We start from the raw sequence: 19,250 nt of genomic DNA on the forward strand, positions 1-19,250 counted from the left end.
CGGAGGTTCCGTCACCGCGCTGGCCTCTGGAGCGGGCCGCGAGGCCGGGGGCCTCCGTCGAGGCTTCGACGGCGGGAGCCTGGGGCGCGTCCTCGGAGACCGGCGGGCTCGAGACGGCGGGAGCAGGGGCAGCCTCCGCGCGTTCCGGGGCCGTGGCGGATCCGTCAGCGACCGGCGCGGCGCCGGTGGCCCCCGTACCCACCGCGTCCGGGTCCACCGGGGAACCCACGGGCGCGGTGGCGGCCTCGTCAGCCTCCACCGTGGAGCCCGCGGAGTCCTGCGCCGCCACGTCCTGCGCGGGAGCGGACGTGCTGGACGCCTCGGCCTCCACGGCCTGCGGTGCCACGCCCTCGGCTCCGGACGGCTTCACGTCCGAGGCAGGCGCCGGAGCTTCGGCGGCTCCCCTGCCCTGCCCACGCAGCGGAACCGCCGGGACATAGACGAACGACAGGCTCCGGGTGAACGAGGCCCGGAAGGCCTCCACCACCGCCACGCCCCCCACCCTCACCGGCTCGGGGGGCACGCCTGGAGCGTCCGTCCCCGAGGACTCCTGCCGCTTCGACTCCTCACCCCGCATCCGCTCCTCGCTCTTTCCGGGCGTCTCGCTCGCGCGCGGCGCCTCTCCTTCCGTGTCGTTCACGGACGCCGCGGCCTTCAGCCGCGACTCCGCCTCCAACCGTTCGGCGTCCACCGCGCCCGCGGCCTTCGCCAGCGCCGCGGCGGCGGTGGCCAGGGCCTCCGCGACCCGCGCGGCCGAGTCCACCTTGTCCGCGGCGTCCGCCGTCACGGCCGCCTTCGCGAGCCGCTCCGTGGACAGCCCGATGGAGCGGTCATACTCGACGCGCAGGTCCGCGTCGGTAAGCATCTCCATCGCTTCGTTCATCCGTTCACGCAGCGCGGCCACCTGGTCCGGGTCCCCCAGCGCGTACACCGCGATGGAGTCCGGTGAATACAACTCCATCAGGCGCTCGTGGGCCGCGCGGATCTCCGCGTCGGAGGCCGTGGGCGGCACCTCCAGGAGCTCGTAGTAGGTCTGCTGCGCGAAGGGCTTCATGGGATGGCGGACTCGGGGGAAGGGCCGTCGAGCGTCAGGATGCGCGCGGCGATGCGCTGGAGCCCCTGGGCCACGGGCGCGTCGGGCCGCTCGATGAGCACCGGCTTGCGCTTGCGCACCGCGCGCCACGCCTCGTCGTCGTAGCGCAGGGCGCCCAGGTCATCCATGTCGATGCCGAAGAACTTCTTCCACGCGGCCACCATCGCGGCGCCCACCTTCTCATCCGCGTCCGTGCGCGCCTGGTTCACGACCAGCCGCACGCGGAACGCCGCCAGCTCGCGCTCCAGCCGCTCCGCGTCCGAAGGGGCCTTGCGCCGCACCTGCGCGACGACGTCGTGCAGCGTCCGCAGGGCGCCCTCGCGGGTGGACAGCGCGCCCTCGACGAGGTCCTGGATGCCGTAGCGCGCCTCCGTCTGCTGGAGCATGCGGAAGAAGGCCGCCTTGACGAAGCGGTACGCGTTCTCCACGGACGTGGGCTCCGGCAGCACGACGAGCAGGCCGTGGTCCGCGATGAGGAAGAAGTCGAGCGTGTTGAAGCTGGTGCCCGCGCCCAGGTCCAGGATGAGGTAGTCCGCCGTCGTCTGCGACAGCAGCGTGCGCAGGAGCTTCTGCTTCTGCGCGTACTTGAGGTTCGCCGCGTCCAGCGAGTCCTGCGCGCCGGCGATCAACGACAGCCGGCACGCCGGTGGAGACCATCACCTCTTCGAGGTTGGCCTTCCCGCGCCGGAGGAAGTCCGACAGCGTGGCCTCCGGAGGCCCCACGCCCAGGCACGTGTGCAGGTTGGCGCCGCCCAGGTCCGCGTCCACGAGCAGCACCTTGTGGCCGGCCTGCGCGAGCGCGACGCCCAGGTTCGCGGACACCATCGACTTGCCGATGCCGCCCTTGCCGCCGCCCACCGCGATGATCCGCCGCGAGCGGGCGCGCCGCGCGAGGCCCGCGGGCCCTGCGGGCGACACGTCATTGGCCTCACGCGGCGAAGCGCCAGCAAGCGAGGCGGGAGCGGATGGAGGCAAGGGGGCGGGCTTCACGAAGGCTCGCATCAAAGCCCGTCCTACCGCCCGAGTCGACACCCCGCCATTTCACGGCCAGCCCCGGGGCCCGCGCCCGGCGCCAGGAGGCTCGGGGAGCAGGCGGCCGGGGAGCCGTCCGCCGTCACTCGTCGAGCAACTCGACGTTCCAGTACGACACGTCCGCCAGGTGCAGGAACGGCAGCCACTCGCGGTAGGTGACCTTGCGGATGGCGCCTCGGAACAGCGGCGTCCAGCGGGGGCGCACGGGCTTCTTGAGCAGGCGCATGCCGGCCTGCTCGGGCGTGCGGCCGCCCTTCTTCAGGTTGCAGGGGACGCAGGAGCACACCACGTTCTCCCACGTCGTCTTGCCCCCCTGGGTGCGCGGGTTGACGTGGTCCAGGTTGAGGTCGCTGCGGGGCAGCTGCTTCGCGCAGTACTGGCAGGTGTCGTTGTCGCGCGCGTAGATGTTGAGGCGAGAGAAGCGCACCTTGGCGCGCGGCAGGTGGTCATACGCGCCGAGCACGAGCACGCGCGGGACGCGGATGGTGCGGTCGATGGTGGTGATGCTGTCCTGGGTGGCGCTGAGGGCGGCCCAATCCTCGAACTCATACAGGCGGTACTGCTCGTCGATGGCCTTGGCGACGCCCTGATACAGCAGGGAAAAAGCCCGTTTGACCGACGTCACGTGAACCGGCTGGTAGTACCGGTTTAAAACGAGCACGGCGCTGTTGATCATGGCTGGTTTCCCGAACGGGCGGCCGCCACAGCCTGCGCGACCTGCCCCAGGTCCTCCTCTGAGAGACACCGGACGTCGAGAACGACCTCGTCATCCGCAATCCTGCCAATAACGGGCACCTCGGCTTCGCGCAGACGTTCCAGGAATACTTTCGGCGCTTCTACGGTGAGGCTGCAAGCGTAGGAAGGCAACCGGGACAGGGGCATGGCACCTCCACCCACCTGTCCATCCACGGACACGACCCGGCCCCCGACGCCGCGCGCCGCGAGCAGGGCCGCCAGCCGTTCGGCATGGGCCTGCAACAAAGCTGGCTGCTGGGTGAGCAGGCTTTGGGTGGGGACCGCCTCCGGGCGGCCATCCCGGTACAGCTCCAGCGTCGCCTCCAGGGCCGCGACCGTCATCTTGTCGACACGCAGCGCGCGTGTGAGCGGGTGGGATTTGATGCGCTGGAGCAGGTCCGCGCGGCCGACGATGACGCCTGCCTGGGGCCCCGAGGAGCTTGTCGCCGGAGAAGGCAACGACGTCCGCGCCGTCGCGGATGGCCTGGCCCACGGTGGGCTCCGGGGTGAGGCCCGGGCCGGACAGCGGCACGAGCGCGCCGGAGCCCAGGTCCTGGAACACGGGCACGTTACGGGAGCGTCCCAGTTCGGTGAGCTCCGCGAGGGACGCCTCTTCCGTGAAGCCGACGAGCGCGAAGTTGGAGCGGTGGATCTTCACGATGAGGCCGGTGTCCGGGCTCAAGGCGTTGGCATAGTCCGCGCGGCGGGTGCGGTTGGTGGTGCCGACCTCGACGAGCTTCGCGCCGGACTGGCGCATGACGTCCGGGATGCGGAAGCCACCGCCGATTTCGACGAGCTCGCCTCGGGACACGACGCACTCACGGCCGGAAGCGAGCGCGGCGAGGACGAGCAGCACGGCGCCCGCGCAGTTGTTGACGACGATGGCGTCCTCCGCGCCGGTGAGCGTGCGCAGGTGGCCGATGAGGGGCGCGTAGCGGCTGCCGCGTTCGCCCTCGTCCAGGTCGTATTCGAGGTTGGAGTATCCCCGGGCCACGGCGACGACGCGCTCCACGGCTTCAGGGGCGAGAGGCGCGCGGCCCAGGTTCGTGTGGAGCACGACGCCGGTAGCGTTGATCACCGGCCGCAGGTTCGGCGTGGCCAGGGACGCGAGCGCTGTCTCCACGTCCGCGTCCTCGAAGGGCCGCAAGTCACCGGCCAGGAGCCGGGAGCGCACGCGTTCGACGGCGAGCCGCAGCGCGGCAACCGCACGGGCATGGGGAAGGTTCGCGAGTCGGGACTCCAGCGACGGCCGCCGCAGGAGTTGTTCGATGGAGGGAAGACCGCGCAGAAGTGCGTTCTTCTCTTTAGCCTCGTTCGATGCAGCGCCCATGCTGCCGGAGCCTACCTCCGACTATCGGATCCCGAGCCAATCGCTTGGGCCTAGCTGGCATCGCCATCGGTACCCCGTCAGGAAGTGTACGAGCAGAACGCCTCTGTTCCGCGCGGAAGGCACTACCTGGGAAGTGCCGGGAAGCCCCACCAGATGAGCATCGTTGTCTTCCACGGATGGCAACCCGAGACCATGGCCGAAGCAAGGCCATCGAGAGGCAATATGTCTGGATTTGATAACGATTTCGCATTGGCAGACGGCGTCCAGTGGATCATCCATCGATTTGTGCGTTCGCTGAGGAAACGATGGCCGCGACTTGTTTGCGGCATCGATCTCGACGTGTATTCAGAGGGCGGACAGGGGCTCAAGGAGTACCCCAGGCATGTTACGATCTCAGCAACCGTGGAGATGCAGCACCGGACCTATCGAGAAGGACTGGTTTCCGACGCCAATGGAGAGGGCTCGGTGGGCGCGCTTCTCATCCCCCTTCTCAATGGACTGACGGATGTAGACATCATTACCTGCGAGCCCAGGCCGAACGCCTTTACTGAATTTGTCATTCAGTGCTTCTGCGACGCCATCTTCAGGCGTCACCAGATTACGAATCTTGCTCTCTTGAGAAGCAGGGGCGCCCTCCAGAGAGGAGTGTACTCAGCCCTTGTGCCAGCGGACTCGACCTGGCTGTCTCACGCTGTGCGTGCATGTATCGATGAACGCTGGCCGGAGGCGAGGATTTCGCATCAAGAAGGAAGTGATGATGCGCAGGCAGCTTCGCGCAAGTGGGAGACCGTCGTTACCGCGCGCCGAGCTTCGGATGGAATCGAAAGCATTATCTTCTTTTGCGAGACCGCTGTGGGCGCCCCAGGAACGCTGATCGGAGTGCGCGGACTTGATCGCGTGTCACGCACTTTTGCCGCAGAGGCCCGAGCGCTCTTACGTGAGGCTGCCACAATGTGGCACATCATCTCATACAGAGACATGCGGGCACGAATTATCTTCACATGTCCGCCAGGCTTGCCGGTTTTCAAATCTGGCGTAGCGGAATTCGAGGGTTCCGGTGGCGCCTGTCCAGAACCTCGCAAGAGATTGCGGGACTGATTCGCGAGACGTCACCAGCCGCCGTAGGGCACGGTGATGGCCTCCATGTAGTGGCCGCTGGGGTCCTGGAAGTAGACCCCGCGACCTCCGTCATGGGTGTTGATCTGGTTCTCCTGCCGGCCGAACGGGTCCGCCCAGTGCTGGATCTTCCGGTCGCGGATCTTCGCGATCAGCGAATCGAAGACCCCCTCCGTGACGAGGAACGCATAGTGCTGGGCGGAGATGGCGTCCTGCGTGGTCATGTAGTCGAGCGACGCCCCATCCGACAGCTTCACCACGTGGAAGTGCCCGAAGCGCGTGGGCTCCGGCAGTCCGAGCAGCTCCGCGAGGAATCGCGCGGACGCGACCTGGTCCTTCGCGTGGATGATCGTGTGGTTGAATTTGACAGACATGGCGGGCCCCTTGCGGAAGGAGCCCGCTATAACGCGCGCCCGCGCTGGAGTGCCAGCGGCCACAGCTTCGCCAGTTCAGCGCGCAGCACTGTTGCACTGGCGTAACGCTCCTCCGGCCGCTTCCGCATCAGCTTGAGGACGGCCTGCTCGAAAGCTTCCGGCAGCTCTGGACGCACCTTTCTCGGCGGCACCGGCGCCTCCTGCACGTGCATCAGCATCAGCGGCACGGGCTGCGCATGACGGAACGGCAACTGCCCCGTCAGCAGCTCGTACGCCACCACGCCTAACGCATACAGGTCCGTGGCCGGTGACACCTCCGCCCCGGTCACCTGCTCCGGTGCCATGTACTCCGGCGTCCCCAGCGTCGCGCCCTGGGCCGTGTTGCCCATCACGTGCGCGCTCTTGGCGAGCCCGAAGTCCATCAGCTTCAGCACACCCGTGCGCGTGATGAACAGGTTCCCCGGCTTCACGTCCCGGTGCAGCACGCCGTGCGCGTGCGCGTGCTCCAGCGCCACCGTGGCGTGCGTCAGCCACCGCAAGGCTTTGGCCAGCGTGGGGCGCCCTTCCTGCATCACCTGCCGCAGGTCCCTGCCCTCCAGCAGCTCCACCGTCAGGTAATGCCTGTCCCCCTCCGACCCCACGTCGAAGACGTGCAGGATGTTCACATGCTCCAGCGCCCGGGCGTGCTCCACCTCCTGGCGGAAGCGCGTCACCATCGCCTCGTCCGCGTGCGGCACCGCCAGCACCTTGAGCGCCACGCGCTGGTGATTCTTCAAATCCAGCGCCTGGTACACCGCCGACGTGCCGCCCACGCCCAGCCACTTCTCCACCCGGTAGCGCCCCGCCACCACCTGCCCCGGGACGAGCCCCTGGTTCGCGGGCACGTGGGGCCTTGGCGTCACGGCCCCCTGGATCCACGTCCCGCCTGGAGACACGGGCGTCCGCATCTGCGGCAGCGTCGGCCCGAGCTCGTCCTCGGCCACGGCGCTGCCCGGCCGCGCGTTCAGCGCCTGCGGGCCCAGGTAGGTCAACCCTCCGCTGTCTCGGTCCTTGGGCGCCACCCGTCACGACTCCAGCAGCGAGACGGGGGCCGGCGCACCCGCGCCTTCGATGTCCAGGTGAGGCGTGGGCAGGTTGTACTCCGCGGCGGCGATGGTGGCCTCCACCATGATGGGGCCGGAGATCTCCGACGGCTCGCCCTGGCAGAGCACCTCCACCACGTGCTCCAGCGTCCACTTGCCCATGCGGGTCACCTCCAGCCGCGGGCCGTTGAACTTCGCCGTGTCCGACAGCGCGTCACTCGCGGTGAGCTTCGCCTCCACGGAGTCGCCCAGGTAGCCGCGCGCCAGCGCCAGCACCCGGTCGATGACCGAGTTCCAGGCCTGGAGGTGCGTGCGGTCCTGCGCCTCGTCGATGATGTCCAGGCCCACCTGCAGCCGCTCCATGCGCTCCAGGAACTGGTGCACCAGCTTGCCCCGGATGATGCGGCCGTGCTGCGGGGCGATCATCTCCACCGCGGGCGTGAGCTTCCGGATGGCCGCCACCGCGCGCACCAGCGCCGAGTTCACCGGCATGTAGATTTGATGGAACGCCCGGATGCCCGTCCAGTCGGACTCCTCCGCCCACAGGCCCTGCGCCTTGCTGTCCGTGAGGCCGCCGAAGAGGTCCCCCGTGAAGAGCACCCGCGTCTGCGGGTCGTAGAGCATCACCGCGCCCCGGAAGTGGCAGAAGGGTGACGGCACCGGCAACAGCTTGTGCCCCGTGGGCACGCTCAGCCCGGTCGTGAACTTCTCCGTCGGGATGAAGCGGTTGCGCGGCAGGTTGAAGTGGACGATGAGCCGCCAGGTGTCCTCGGAGCACAGGATGCTCGCGCGCGGCGAGTAGCGCGCGGAGATGATGTTCGCCGAGGACCCCACGTCCGGGTCCTGGTGGTTGATGAAGAGCGCCGACAGCCGGTCCATCCCGCCAATCAGCGACACCACCTTCGTGTGGATGGTGGAGAAGTCGCTGCTCGACCCGGGGTCGATGAGGAGGTTGAACTCAGCGGGTTTCTTCGTCCGCGCGTCCGTGCCCCGAAAGCGGCGCAGGTACGGGTTGGCGAAGAAGATGCCGCCGGGCTCGCGCTTCCCGACCCAGAAGGTCTCGGGGGCGATCTCCACGGCGGTGCGGTTGAGGTCTATGGCTTGAGGGCTGGGGGAGCTGGGCTGGCTCATGGCGTGTTGTTCCTTCACGCAAACGAGGGGGGGAATTGCGCCCTAAACCTATCAGCCTATCCCTGCCCCCGAGCCCTTTACCTCGCCCACGGCCAGCAGGGCATGAGCGCCGCTTCTCGCTCCGCCGCCCCCCGGCAATCAGGACCAATTCAGTACTCGCCAGACTCCTTGCCTGGCCGGTCGTCGAAGAGCTGCACCCAGCGTCCGTCGAACCCGCCGTTCTGGGGCAGATACCACCCGCCCTGCAGCCAGAAGCCCTGCTCCTGCCCGTCGGTGTCATCCGTCACGCCCGAGTGCACGAAGTAGTCGTGCTGCCACCAGTAGGAACCCGCCGACGCCGGGTAGCCGCTGGCGCTCGCGCGCGTCTGGCCTCGCGAGTCCACCACCGTGCTCGCCCAGGACTTGTCGCCGAACGAGCCACCGCCACCGCCCGTGTCGGACGCCTTGTCGTTGAGCTCGAACGTTCCGAAGAACCAGGCCTTCGAGGGGTAGCCCTCCCGGTCGTCCTGGCCCTCGATGTCGCGCGTCTTCGCGAAGAAGCGCTGCATGCCCGCGCTCACCTCCGCCTGCCCCGCCTCGTTCACCACCGGGCTCTCCAGGTAGAAGAAGCGCGGCGCGTCCGGCAGCCAGTGCGTCGCGTAGCCGCCGAACTCCCAGTGCGTGGGCAGGATGTCCGCCAGATCCTGCAGCTCATACGTGACGCGCTTCACCGCGGGCCAGTTGGCGGAAGTCCCGTTGTCGTAGCGGCTGGCCTGCGCGTCCGCCGTCGAGTACCGCACCGGCTGCGCGTTGAACGCCGCCACCGCCGCCGCGTCGTCCTCCGGCACGAACGCGAAGTGCAGCTTCTTGCGCCCGTCGTCGTTGTTCACGTCCGCCTCCGCCTTCCCGCCCGACGCCATCCGGCCCGCGAAGAACGAATACGGCTCCGTCACGAAGCGCAGCTCCTGCCCGTGCGGCGCCAGCAGCTTGTCGGACCACTCCGCCTGCCAGATGAGCAGGTGGCTGCCCGTGCCCGTCTGCATGAAGTTCAGGTCCGTGCTGCCCTGCCGGCGCACCACGTTGCGCTTGTGCTGCGTCACCACCGCGAACGCCACGGACTCCCCGCTGCCCGGGTTGCCCACCACGTTGCGAAGGTGGAGCTCGACGCGCTCCCAGTCGTGGAGCTGCCAGTTGCCCGCCGCGTTCTTATCCAGCGCGTGATACAGGTGATACACGAGGACGAGGTTCTTCCCCCCGTCCATGTATTCAATCAGCGACGTGTAGAGCGTGGGCCGGATGCGCCACTTGTCGAAGGCGCTGGGGCCCGTGCGCGACGCGTCCACGTACTGGTTGATCTGCTTCCAGTGCAGCTTGTTGTTGGAGAAGTCCCCGTCCTGGTCGAAGTCGAAGCTCGTCAGCCAGTCGTAGCCGTGCTTGCCGTCGTCCGCGTTCGCGCGCTTGAAGATGACCGGCGCGTAGTGGCGCAGGAACGCCTGGCGCTGCGCCTTCGTCAGCGACCAGGCCTGCGCCTCGGCTTGCGCCGGGAAGCACAGGCCCACCAGGGTGAACAGCGCGACCGCGAGGGGAGCGATTCTCGTCAGGAGGGGGAGCATGGCGGCCGACGAAACCACGGCCCGCCCCTCCCCCTCCACAAAGAATGCGTGAATTCAGGCTTCAGCCAGGATTACACACTAACGCGATGCACTGGGCATCACCGGCACCTTGGGCGCGCGGCCGTACAGGAGCTGGTAGGTGTTGTAGGAGCGCAGCACGCGCTTGATGTAGCCGCGCGTCTCCGCGATGGGGATCTCCTCCACCCACGCGTCCAGGGGCAGGTCCGGGCTGGCCGCGCGCCAGCGGTTCACCGCGCCGGAGCCCGCGTTGTAGCTGCCCACCGCGTAGGGCGTGTGGCCCTTGAACTTCTTGATGAGGCCGCCCAGGTAGTGCGCGCCGAAGCGGATGTTCAGCTCCGGCTGGAGCAGCGAGTCCACGGTGAACTTCTTCACCTTGAGCTCGCGCGCCACGCCCTTCGCCGTGGACGGCATCAGCTGCGTGAGGCCCATGGCGCCGGCCCAGGACAGGGCCTTGGGATCCAACGCGCTCTCCTCGCGCATCAGCGCCTGGAGCAGGTCCGGCTCCACGCCCGCGGTCGCGGTGTGCTTTTCAATCAGGTCGCGGAACGCGTTGGGATAGCCACCTCCCACACCGGCCGCGTCTGCGCGGTGATGCGGCCGCTCAGGTCCTTGCGCAGCGCGAGCCGCGCGATGGCGTGCGCCGAGCGCGCGTCGCCGGACTGCGACAGCACCATCACCAGGAGCCGCATGGACTCCGGCGGCTGGTTGGTGCGGTTCACCAGCATCAGCTCCGACGACACGGAGTCCGGGAAGCCCAGCCGCAGCAGCTCCACGCCCGCGCGGAAGTGCGGGTCGTCCCCCATGGGGCCCGCGAACATGGGCCAGGGGCTGGCGGCCTCCGGCACGTCGAAGATGGACGCCGACACGCGCTCCAGCCGCTTCGGGTCCAGCTCGCCCAGCTTCGAGCGCGCCATCAGGCCGTAGTACGTGGCCGGGTGCTCCACCGCGAGCTTCTCCATCAGCTCCGCGGCGCCCTGGATGTTGCCGCGCTCCTCCAGCGTGCGGGCCCGCCAGTAGCGCGCGCGCTCCACGTCGTAGGACTCGTCCGCGTTGGCGAACTGCTCCTCGATGCGGTCCAGGAAGGAGAAGCCCCCGTCCTCCACGTTCGACGTGCGCGCCACCCAGAAGGCCTTGAAGAGCGCCTCGCCCAGGAAGTCGCCCTTGGGGTACAGCCGGGCCACCTGGTCCAGGCGCGCCATGGCGTCCTTGGGGCGGTTCGTCTTCACGTACAGGTCCGCCGCGTAGAAGAGCGCATCGTCCGCGAACGAGTGGTCCGGGAACTCCTTCGCCAGCCGCTCGTAGGTGTCCGGGCCGTGCTGCTGATCCACGATGGAGCGCGACGAGCCCAGCACGTACAGCACGCGGGCCAGCAGGTCGCGGTCCTTGCACTGCTCCGCCACCGGCGTGAGCACCTGGATGGCGGCGGTGTGCTGACGCTCCTTGCGCTGCCCCTTGCCGAAGGCGAAGTGCGCGCGGCACGCGAGCGCGTCCGGCAGCTTCAGCGTCTTGAGCATCGGCTCCAGGATGGCCATGCCCTGCTTGTTGCGGTGCGCCTCAATCAGCGCCTCCGCGCGGCCCACCCTGGCCTCCATGGGCGGCGTCAGCCCCTTGAGGCGCTTCTCCACCTGATTGACGATGGGCGACAGGGGCTGGCTGGCCCACAGCTTCCACAGCGCGGCCCGCTCCGCGGCCTTGTCCTTCTTCTCCACCGCGAGGTCCGCCGTGGCGATGAGCGCCTCCGCGCCCACGTTGCGGCCCCAGCCCGTCATCATGCGCTGGGTGAGCGGCGTCAGCGCCTCCATGGCGCCGTCGTAGTCCTTCTTCTTGCGCAGCACGCGCGCCAGGCCCAGGCGCGCGTCCACGTACATGCGCGAGCCCTCCGGCACCTGCTTGAAGCTCGCCGCCGCGGCGTCCAGCCGGCCCTGGGACTCCAGCGCCACGCCCGCGTGCGTGAGGCAGCGGTCCTTCAGCGCCGGGTAGTCGTTGGCGAGCGCGGCCATCTCCGCCGCCGCCGCCTGGTCGTCCCCGGCCCGCACCGCCGACAGCGCGCGCAGGTAGCGCACCGGCGGGCTGTCGCCCTCGCCCTCCAGCAGGGTGCGCGCCTGGGTGTACTGGCCCTTGTCGAACGCGTCCTTCGCGTCCCGCTTCTTGCCGTCCGCGAAGTACGGCGTCAGGTCCTCCAGCCCGTAGCGGCGCCCGCGGTGCACCACCGGCGTGGGCGGCGCGATGCCCGGGAAGGCCGGGTTGAACACCTGCACGTAGCCCACCGGCGACGGCGCCTTGTCCGCGTCCGGCGGCGGCGTCAGCTGCGCCTCCGACGGCGCGCTGTCCGTGCGCGTCGTGGGGGCCTGATCCGTGTCGTCATCGGAGCCTGGGGAGCCTGGGGAGCCCGGCGCCGGAGCCGTCGCGGCCGGAGCCGTGGCGGGAGCGGGGTCGGCGGGGGCGGGAGCTGCGCGGACAACAGCGCCGCGGAGGCGAGGAGGGCGAGATGCTGGAGGGACACTTTCATTCGCGGGGGCCTCGGGGACCCTGGGAGATGCGCTCGGGCACGCCCGAGGACAACTGGGGATGGATGGAAAATTTCCAGCCCCTGACAGAGGTTAGACTGTCCGCCTGCACATGGATATCCGCACCCAGAGCGCACTGCTCGCTTCCATCATCGGTCTGGCGCTGGGCGTGTCCATGTTGTTGCGCCCCGGACGGCCCCGGGTCCTCACCCTCTACTCCGTCTTCACCCTGACGGTCGCCGGGTACTACCTCAGCCTCTTCTTCCACAGCATCTTCCCCGCCCAGGACTACCCCTGGGTGTCGCGCATCGCGCTGGGGGCGACGGTGCTCGTCGTCTCCCTGGTGCCCGGGGCGGCGGTCGCCTTCTTCCTCGAGTTCCTGGGGGTCAGCAAGAGCGCCCACCAGGTCGGCCGGCGGCTCGCCCTCCTGTCCGGCGTGCTGGGGCTGACGGTCGCCGTTACACCCCTGGCGGACAAGGCCTGGGCGCGGGTGGCAATGGGCGCCTGGGTGCTGGGCACGCTGTTCACTTCCGTGTCCTTGCTGGTGCACCGGGTGCGCACGACGGAGTCGCGCATCGAGCAGTTCCGGCTGGCGTACCTGGCCATTGGCGCGGGCGCGGCGGTGGTGTTCAACGGGCTGGACTTCCTGTCGCGCTACGACATCCCGTTCCCCACGCTGGGGCCCGTCTTCGCGACGCTCTACCTGTTCTTCCTGGCGCAGACGCTGTTGCGGCTGCGGCTGATGGACCTGCACGAGCTCTTGGGGAAGATCGCCTCGCAGACGGTGCTGGCCATCATCCTGGCCGCGGTCTTCACGGTGCTCACCGCGTGGGTGGACGAGAACACGTCGCTGTTCGTCTTCAACACGGTGGTGGCCGCGTTCGTCATCCTCATCCTGTTGGATCCGCTGCGCACCAAGGTGGAGGAGATGGTGGTGCGCATCTTCTTCCGTGAACGCTTCGCGCTGCTGGGCACGCTGAGCACCCTGCGCGTGCGCATGGCGTCCGTCATCGAGATTTCAGAGCTGGCGCGCGTGGTGCTGGACGCGCTGCACGAGACGGGGCGCGTGACGCACGCGTCGGTGTACCTGATGGCGGAGGACCGGCCCGGGTACCGGCTCCTGGATTCGCGCGGGCCGCTGCCGGTGGCGCTGCTGGACACGGCCGCCGCGCGCGGCGTGCTGTTCGCGGTGGCCAGCGGGCAGAAGGCGGTGCTGCTGGAGAACATCGAGCGGCGCATCTCCGTGATGCGGGTGCAGGCGGTGGAGGGCAAGCGCTTCCGCGATGAGCTGAAGCGGCTCAACGACACGCGCGCCGCGCTGCTCCAGATGAAGGCGGGCATCTGCGTGCCGCTGCTGGGCAACGACCGCGTCATCGGCTTCCTGAACCTGTGGGACGAACGGGTGCCGGAGGCGTACGCGTCGGATGAGATCGCCCTCATCCTGGAGGTCTCCGAGCGGATGGCGACGGTGCTGGAGAACTCCAAGCTGTACGAGAAGATCCGCGAGCGCGACCGCCTGGCCGCGCTGGGTGAGATGGCGGCGGGCCTGGCGCATGAGATCCGCAACCCGCTGGGCGCCATCAAGGGGGCGGCGCAGTGCCTGGACCCCAAGCGGCTGCCGGGCGAGGACGGCGAGTTCCTGGACGTCATCGTGGAGGAGGTGAACCGGCTCAACGGCGTGGTGACGGCGTTCCTGGACTACTCCCGGCCGCTGAAGCAGAGCTTCGGGCCCACCGACCTCAACGAGGTCGTGACGCGCACGATGCGGCTCATCCAGAACGACATGCCGGCCACCGCGGAGCTGGCGGTGGAGCTGGACCTGCGCCTGCCGCGCGCGGAGGGCGACGCGGAGCAGCTCAAGCAGGTGCTGATCAACCTGGTGCAGAACGCGGTGCAGGCGCTGGGGCCGCAGCCGGGCCGCATCACGGTGCGCACGGAGAAGCCGGAGCGCTTCGCGGACTTCCGCAGCGCGGCCGGCGAGTTCGTGGAGGTGCGCGTCTCCGACAACGGCCCGGGCATCCCGGCGGATCAGCAGCCGCACATCTTCGTGCCCTTCTTCACGACGAAGCAGAAGGGCACGGGCCTGGGGCTCGCCATCTGCCAGCGCATCGTGAAGAACCACGGCGGCAGCATCAGCGTGCAGAGCAAGGTGGGCGAAGGCACCGCGTTCATCATCCGGCTGCCGGCGCTCCCGGCCGAGCCGGTGGACGGCGCGCTGCCGGAGGGCACGCCCGCGCCCCCGACGCGCCCCTCGCAGCCCGCCCTGCCCGTCCCGGAGGAGCTGCGCGAACCCACGCCCGCCCCGAAGCCGCCGGAGCCCAAGCCGAAGAAGGAGAAGCGCCGCCGCGCGGGGTGAGCCCCCGGCATCCCGTTTCCGGGGAAGACCCGGTAGGCTGGCGGACGCCATGCAGGCGTGCCCCTACTGCCAGACCCCGATGCGCAACACCTACTCCCGGGGCCTGGTGCGCGACGAGTGCGGTGCGTGCGGCGCCGCCTGGTTCGAGGAGGAGATGCTGGCGCGCGTCGTCGGAGCGCCCACGCTGACGGCCGTCTTCGAGCAGGCGAAGGGCAGGCCCGGGCGGTGCAAGGGCTGTGAGGCGTCGCTCCAGTACGTCCCGGGCTGTCCGTCCTGCGGGCGTCAGGCGCCCACCTGCCCCACGTGCGGCGCGGCGCCGCTGCCGGAGGTGGAGCTGCGCGACGTGGCGGTGGATGTCTGCGGGAAGTGCCGGGGCGTGGCCCTGGACGCGGAGGAGCTGGCCCGGCTCCAGAAGGCCGCGGAGCCGGAGCCCCGCCCCGAGCCGCCGCCCACCGCCGACTTCGAGCACGAGTACGAGGACCGGCGGAGCCTGAACCTGCTGCCCAGGGTGCTCATCGGCGACGAGCCGGCCTGCGTGACGTGCGGTCGGCGGATGGATGCGCGCTACGGCTTCGTCTGGGAGGAGCGGCTGTACTGTGGAAGCTGCGCGCCGGAAGGCTCCGCGCCCTACACGGACGAGCTGACCAAGGCCCAGCCCAGCGAGACCTACGGCCGCCGCGCGCGGCACCTGAACAACAGCGCCGCGGAGTCCGCCGTCGTGTGGCTGTTGTCGAAGATCTTCAAGTAGCGGTCATGTCGCTTTGTCATTCCTGGCACCGCCTTTCATGACAGGCGGTCCAGCGACAGGCTGAGCCCGGTGGGCGCTCCCTCTGAAGCCCGGTGCCCTCCCCTTCTGGCCTTTGTCTTGCTCAAGGCCTCCCTGTTCCAGCATGGGAGGTTTTGCGTGAACCGTGGAATGCAGAGGTCCATCCAGGGTCTGTCCGTCCTGCTTGTCTTTTCGTGTGCCCTGACGGCCGCGCTCATCGTGAATCAAGGGCTCGCGGTCCTGGTGATGCCTGGAGTCCGGGACACCTGGGCCGCGGCTCCAGCGCCTTCGAACGCCGCTCCCGCTCCGGCGCTGGATGCGACGCGGTTGGCGCAACTGACCGGCCTTTCGTTCGTCACCGGAGTGAGGGTGGAGCCGGATCGTCCGCCGGACCTCCGCCGGAGCACCCTGGGCATCCGGCTGCTGGGCACCCTGGTGTCACAGGATCCCCGGTGGTCCATGGCCTCCATCCATGAGCTTCCGGCCGGCAGCGCGCGCAGCCTGATGGTCAGTGACACCCTCCAGGGTGCCCGCGTCTTCGCCATCGAGCGGGAGCGCATCCTGCTGCTGGTGGACGGGCGGCTCGAATACATCGACGGCACGGGAAGCGTGGCGCCCGTTCCGGTGAACATCCAGCCCGGCGCCGCCCTGGGCCGGGGCATCCGCGAGACGGGCGCGGACACCTACGCCGTGCCCCGCGAGGACGTCACCGAGGCCCTCACGCACCTGGATCAACTGATGATGCAGGCGCGCGTCGTCCCCTCCTTCCGAGACGGCCGCGCGGTGGGCTTCAAGCTGTTCTCCATCCGTGAAGGCTCGCTCTATTCACGGCTGGGGCTGCGCAACGGGGACATGCTCCAGCGCATCAACGGCCTGGACCTGGACAGCCCCGACAAGGCGCTGGAGGCCTTCCACACGCTGCGCGACGCCCGGCGCGTCGAGCTGCAAATCGAACGCGGCGGCGCCCCGGTCCGGATGGTCTTCGACGTCCAGTAGGCCCCTACGCCTGCGCCGCCGCCAGCTTCTCCTGCGCGGCCTCCCACCGGGCATAGAGGTCCTCCAGCTCCTCCTTGCCCGCACGGTGCGCGTCCATCAGCGGCTTCGCCCGGGCGAAGTCGTTGTAGAGCACCGGGTCCGCCAGCTGCCCCTCGCGCTCCTTCTGCTCGGCCTCCACCTTCGCGATCCGCTCCTCCAGCTTCGCGATCTCCTTCTTGATGGGGCCCTCCACCACGGACCTGCGCTGGCGCGCCTCCGCCTCCTGGCGCTTGCGCTCCTTCTCCGACACCGGCCCTGTGCCTGCCGCCGCGCCCTTCCCGTTCGACGCGCCCGGGTCCGCGCCCTCCGCCGCCAGGCGCTGCTGCTCCTGGTGGTAGAGGTATTCGTCCAGGTTGCCCGGGTGCGACGTGAGCTTGCCGTCCGCCACCTCCCAGACGTGCGTGCACAGGTTGTTGATGAAGCTGCGGTTGTGGCTCACGAACAGCAGCGTGCCGCCGTACAGCTTCAGCGCTTCAATCAGCATCTCCGACGAGTCCAGGTCCAGGTGGTTCGTCGGCTCGTCCATCAGCAGGAAGTTGGACGGGATGAGCAGCAGCTTCGCCAGCGCCACGCGGGCGCGCTCGCCACCGCTCAGCACGCCGATGGGCTTCTCCACGTCGTCGCCGCTGAAGAGGAACGCGCCCAGCACGCCGCGCACGTAGCTCTCCGGCTTGTCCGCCGCCAGGGGCCGCACCTCTTCGATGATGGTGTTGTGGCGGTCCAGCTTGTCCGCGTGGTGCTGCGCGTAGTAGCCCACCACCACGTTGTGCCCCAGGGACACCTTGCCGGTGTCCGGCGCCAGCTCCCCCGCCACCATCTTGAGCAGCGTCGTCTTGCCCGCGCCGTTCGCGCCCACCACGGCGATGCGCTGGCCCCGCTCCAGCCGCGCGTCCAGCCCGTCGTAGACGGTGAGCGCGCCGTAGCGCTTGGTGATGCCCTCCATCAACACCACGTCCCGGCCGGAGCGCTCCACTTCCGGGAAGCGGAACTTCATCGTCTGGCGCTCTTCCAGGATCTGGACCTTCTCCAGCTTGGCCAGCATCTTCGCGCGGCTCTGCGCCTGCTTCGCCTTGGTGGCCTTCGCGCCGAACCGGTCGATGAAGCCCTGCAGCTCCGCGCGGCGCTGCTCCACCTTCTCCGCCCGGGCCTGGAGGAGCACCATCTCCTCCGCGCGCTGGCGCTTGTAGTCCTCGTAGTTGCCGGCGTACTCGCGCACGCCCTCCAGCTCCAGCGACACCACCCGGTTGATCTGCCGGTTGAGGAAGTCGCGGTCGTGGGAGATGAGCACCATCGCCTTGTTGGAGCGGCGCAGGAACCCGTCGAACCACGCGAGCGTGGGCACGTCCAGGTGGTTCGTGGGCTCGTCCAGCAAGAGCAGGTCCGGGTCCTGGAGCAGCAGGCCCGCCAGCGCCGCGCGCATGCGCCAGCCGCCGGAGAGCGCCTGGGTGGGCTTGGACAGGTCCGCGTCCTTGAAGCCCAGGCCCTTGAGGATGCGCTCGGCGTGGTGCCGGCCGTAGCGGTTCTCGAAGTCGTCCAGCTCCGCGTGGAGGTCCGCCAGCGTCTGCGCCAGCTCCAGCTGCTCCTCCTCGTCCGTGGCCTGGGCGAGCGCGCCTTCCGTGTCCTTCAGGCGCGACTCCAGCGATTCCCGGCCGGGCACGGTGCTCATGACGGCTTCCACCACCGTGCCCTCCGGCAGGCCGGCGATCTCCTGGGGCAGGTACCCCGCCCGGGCCCGGCGGCTGTACTGGACGGTGCCCCCGTCCGGCTGGCTCACCCCGGCGATGATCTTCATCAGGGACGACTTGCCCGTCCCGTTGGCCCCCACCAGGCCCACCCGGTCCCTGGGACCAAGGGTGAAATTGTCCTCGTCGAAGAGGACCTTCTTTCCGTAGGCGAGGCTGATGTCCTGGGCGATGACGAGGCTCATGGCGGAGGGGGGAGATAACAGCCGGCAAGCCCTACGGGAACGGTTCTGATGCCTGCCTGACTGCTCAGGGAGCACATCTCCCCGGTTGGGCGGAAGGCGGGGCTTGCCTATACTCCCGGCACCCATGGCCGCCCCCTGCCCCCACTGCGGTAGTACCGAAGGTCAAGATCACCTGTGCGCGGCGCAGAGCCTCCAGCTCCTGGGCCAGGTCCTGGACGGCCGCTACAAGATTGAGAGCGTCCTGGGTCAGGGCGGCATGGGCATGGTGTTCCGGGCCACCCAGACGTCCGTGCAGCGCCCGGTGGCCGTGAAGACGCTCAACCCGTCGCTCGCCGCGGCGCCCCAGTTCTTCGAGCGCTTCCGCCGCGAGGCGGAGATCGCCAGCCGGCTCAGGCACCCGAACGTCATCACCATCTTCGACTTCGGCCGGGCCGCGGACGGCACCTGCTACTACGTGATGGAGCTCCTCAAGGGGGAGAGCCTCAAGGAGCTGGTGAAGCGCGAAGGGCCCATGACGCTGCGCCGCGCGGTGAACCTGCTGGAGCAGGCCACGCTGGGGCTGGCGCACGCGCATGAAGAGGGTTGCGTCCACCGCGACCTGAAGCCGCACAACATCATGGTCCAGGCGCTCGACGGGAAGGACTTCGTCAAGGTGCTGGACTTCGGTCTGGTGAAGGCGCTGGAGCAGGACGAGGAGGAGCAGCTCACCTCCACGGGCCAGGTGCTGGGCACCCCGCAGTACATGCCGCCCGAGCAGGCCGGCGGCGAGTCCGTGGACCAGCGCTCCGACCTCTACTCGATGGCGGGCGTGCTCTACTTCTGCCTCACGGGCAGCTCGCCCTACGGCGCGAACACGGTGCGCAAGGCGCTGACGGCGTCGCTGACGCAGCCCGTGCCCCCGGTGAACAGCAAGCGCCAGGGCGCGCCGGTCCCGCCGGAGCTGGACGCCTTCTTCACCAAGGCGCTCGCGCCGGAGAAGGAGGACCGCTACCAGAACGCGCAGGAGTTCATCGACGCCCTGCTGGACGCGGTGGAGGGGCTGTCCGCCGACGAGTTGGACGCGCACCCCACGGGCGGCACGGCGGGCACCGAGCGCGGCACCGGCAGCCGCAGCCGTCCGGGCGCGGGCGTCGAGGCAGCCGCGCGGGTTGGG

Annotated in this window: 15 protein-coding genes and 2 pseudogenes; 5 read left to right on the forward strand and 12 right to left on the reverse strand. The window is 69.4% G+C overall.

The genetic code is table 11. From position 1 onward, the window contains the following. The 5 genes and pseudogenes from ACLEQD_RS14355 to selA all read right to left on the reverse strand — a co-directional run. Positions 1-1,054 (reverse strand): DnaJ domain-containing protein (locus ACLEQD_RS14355; RefSeq protein WP_410384450.1); only part of this gene is annotated, 1,054 nt, incomplete at its 3' end. Beyond that, the gene (locus tag ACLEQD_RS14360; RefSeq protein WP_410384452.1) at positions 1,051-1,722 is read right to left on the reverse strand and encodes a MinD/ParA family protein; all 672 of its coding nucleotides are present in this window, start codon (positions 1,720-1,722) and stop codon (positions 1,051-1,053) included. The genes ACLEQD_RS14355 and ACLEQD_RS14360, both read right to left, overlap by 4 nt. A 76-nt stretch (positions 1,723-1,798) precedes the next feature. Next, positions 1,799-2,095: pseudogene (locus ACLEQD_RS14365) on the reverse strand (MinD/ParA family protein); the annotation flags it as partial. A 112-nt stretch (positions 2,096-2,207) separates the two neighbouring features. Continuing rightward, positions 2,208-2,801 carry an HNH endonuclease gene (locus ACLEQD_RS14370; protein WP_171414316.1) on the reverse strand — a complete coding sequence of 198 codons (594 nt, stop codon included), beginning with the start codon at positions 2,799-2,801 and terminating at the stop codon, positions 2,208-2,210. Then, positions 2,798-4,190: pseudogene (gene selA, locus ACLEQD_RS14375) on the reverse strand (L-seryl-tRNA(Sec) selenium transferase). Before selA ends, ACLEQD_RS14370 begins: the two are co-directional and overlap by 4 nt. A 153-nt stretch (positions 4,191-4,343) precedes the next feature. Between selA and ACLEQD_RS14380 the strand changes: the two are divergent. After that, complete coding sequence (locus tag ACLEQD_RS14380; RefSeq protein WP_410384454.1) at positions 4,344-5,288, forward strand: hypothetical protein; 945 nt, start codon at positions 4,344-4,346, stop codon at positions 5,286-5,288. Between the two features lie 11 nt (positions 5,289-5,299). On the opposite strand, the gene ACLEQD_RS14385 is transcribed toward ACLEQD_RS14380, so the two are convergent. The 6 genes from ACLEQD_RS14385 to ACLEQD_RS14410 all read right to left on the reverse strand — a co-directional run bounded on the left by ACLEQD_RS14385 (position 5,300) and on the right by ACLEQD_RS14410 (position 11,773). Next, a complete protein-coding gene (locus ACLEQD_RS14385; protein ID WP_410384456.1) occupies positions 5,300-5,680 on the reverse strand; it encodes a VOC family protein in 381 nt (126 codons plus the stop codon). A gap of 26 nt (positions 5,681-5,706) precedes the next feature. Beyond that, positions 5,707-6,741 carry a serine/threonine-protein kinase gene (locus ACLEQD_RS14390; protein ID WP_410384458.1) on the reverse strand — a complete coding sequence of 345 codons (1,035 nt, stop codon included), beginning with the start codon at positions 6,739-6,741 and terminating at the stop codon, positions 5,707-5,709. Between the two features lie 3 nt (positions 6,742-6,744). After that, on the reverse strand, positions 6,745-7,893 hold the full coding sequence (locus tag ACLEQD_RS14395) for a hypothetical protein (RefSeq protein WP_410384459.1): 1,149 nt from the start codon (positions 7,891-7,893) through the stop codon (positions 6,745-6,747). Between the two features lie 149 nt (positions 7,894-8,042). Continuing rightward, positions 8,043-9,485: a hypothetical protein gene (locus ACLEQD_RS14400; protein ID WP_410384460.1), complete on the reverse strand. Its 1,443-nt coding sequence runs from the start codon at positions 9,483-9,485 to the stop codon at positions 8,043-8,045. A gap of 78 nt (positions 9,486-9,563) precedes the next feature. Next, complete coding sequence (locus ACLEQD_RS14405) at positions 9,564-10,076, reverse strand: lytic transglycosylase domain-containing protein (RefSeq protein WP_410384462.1); 513 nt, start codon at positions 10,074-10,076, stop codon at positions 9,564-9,566. Then, positions 10,040-11,773 carry a tetratricopeptide repeat protein gene (locus ACLEQD_RS14410; protein ID WP_410384464.1) on the reverse strand — a complete coding sequence of 578 codons (1,734 nt, stop codon included), beginning with the start codon at positions 11,771-11,773 and terminating at the stop codon, positions 10,040-10,042. Before ACLEQD_RS14410 ends, ACLEQD_RS14405 begins: the two co-directional genes overlap by 37 nt. Positions 11,774-12,125: 352 nt before the next feature. On the opposite strand from ACLEQD_RS14410, the gene ACLEQD_RS14415 reads away from it, so the two are divergent. The 3 genes from ACLEQD_RS14415 (at position 12,126) to gspC (ending at position 16,131) form a co-directional block, all read left to right on the forward strand. Further along, positions 12,126-14,369: an ATP-binding protein gene (locus ACLEQD_RS14415; RefSeq protein ID WP_410384465.1), complete on the forward strand. Its 2,244-nt coding sequence runs from the start codon at positions 12,126-12,128 to the stop codon at positions 14,367-14,369. A 49-nt stretch (positions 14,370-14,418) separates the two neighbouring features. Next, positions 14,419-15,117, forward strand: coding sequence for a zf-TFIIB domain-containing protein (locus tag ACLEQD_RS14420; protein ID WP_410384467.1), 699 nt, complete (start codon positions 14,419-14,421; stop codon positions 15,115-15,117). 168 nt (positions 15,118-15,285) lie between these two features. Next, a complete protein-coding gene (gspC, locus tag ACLEQD_RS14425; protein WP_410384472.1) occupies positions 15,286-16,131 on the forward strand; it encodes a type II secretion system protein GspC in 846 nt (281 codons plus the stop codon). Between the two features lie 4 nt (positions 16,132-16,135). On the opposite strand, the gene ACLEQD_RS14430 is transcribed toward gspC, so the two are convergent. Next, positions 16,136-18,097, reverse strand: a complete 1,962-nt coding sequence (locus ACLEQD_RS14430) for an ABC-F family ATP-binding cassette domain-containing protein (RefSeq protein WP_410384469.1) — start codon at positions 18,095-18,097, stop codon at positions 16,136-16,138. Positions 18,098-18,221: 124 nt separating this feature from the next. Here ACLEQD_RS14430 and ACLEQD_RS14435 point away from each other — a divergent pair. Then, a partial coding sequence (locus ACLEQD_RS14435; RefSeq protein WP_410384471.1) for a serine/threonine protein kinase occupies positions 18,222-19,250 on the forward strand: 1,029 nt, incomplete at its 3' end.

It is taken from the genome of Corallococcus sp. 4LFB (assembly GCF_046520365.1).
GTDB lineage: Bacteria > Myxococcota > Myxococcia > Myxococcales > Myxococcaceae > Corallococcus > Corallococcus caeni.

What these genes read in the sequence shown, in the direction of transcription:
- ACLEQD_RS14370 (WP_171414316.1), bottom strand. Translation starts at nt 2,801, where the DNA reads ATGATCAACAGCGCCGTGCTCGTTTTAAACCGGTACTACCAGCCGGTT.
- ACLEQD_RS14380 (WP_410384454.1), top strand. Translation starts at nt 4,344, where the DNA reads ATGAGCATCGTTGTCTTCCACGGATGGCAACCCGAGACCATGGCCGAA.
- ACLEQD_RS14385 (WP_410384456.1), bottom strand. Translation starts at nt 5,680, where the DNA reads ATGTCTGTCAAATTCAACCACACGATCATCCACGCGAAGGACCAGGTC.
- ACLEQD_RS14395 (WP_410384459.1), bottom strand. Translation starts at nt 7,893, where the DNA reads ATGAGCCAGCCCAGCTCCCCCAGCCCTCAAGCCATAGACCTCAACCGC.
- ACLEQD_RS14400 (WP_410384460.1), bottom strand. Translation starts at nt 9,485, where the DNA reads ATGCTCCCCCTCCTGACGAGAATCGCTCCCCTCGCGGTCGCGCTGTTC.
- ACLEQD_RS14415 (WP_410384465.1), top strand. Translation starts at nt 12,126, where the DNA reads ATGGATATCCGCACCCAGAGCGCACTGCTCGCTTCCATCATCGGTCTG.
- ACLEQD_RS14420 (WP_410384467.1), top strand. Translation starts at nt 14,419, where the DNA reads ATGCAGGCGTGCCCCTACTGCCAGACCCCGATGCGCAACACCTACTCC.
- gspC (WP_410384472.1), top strand. Translation starts at nt 15,286, where the DNA reads ATGCAGAGGTCCATCCAGGGTCTGTCCGTCCTGCTTGTCTTTTCGTGT.
- ACLEQD_RS14430 (WP_410384469.1), bottom strand. Translation starts at nt 18,097, where the DNA reads ATGAGCCTCGTCATCGCCCAGGACATCAGCCTCGCCTACGGAAAGAAG.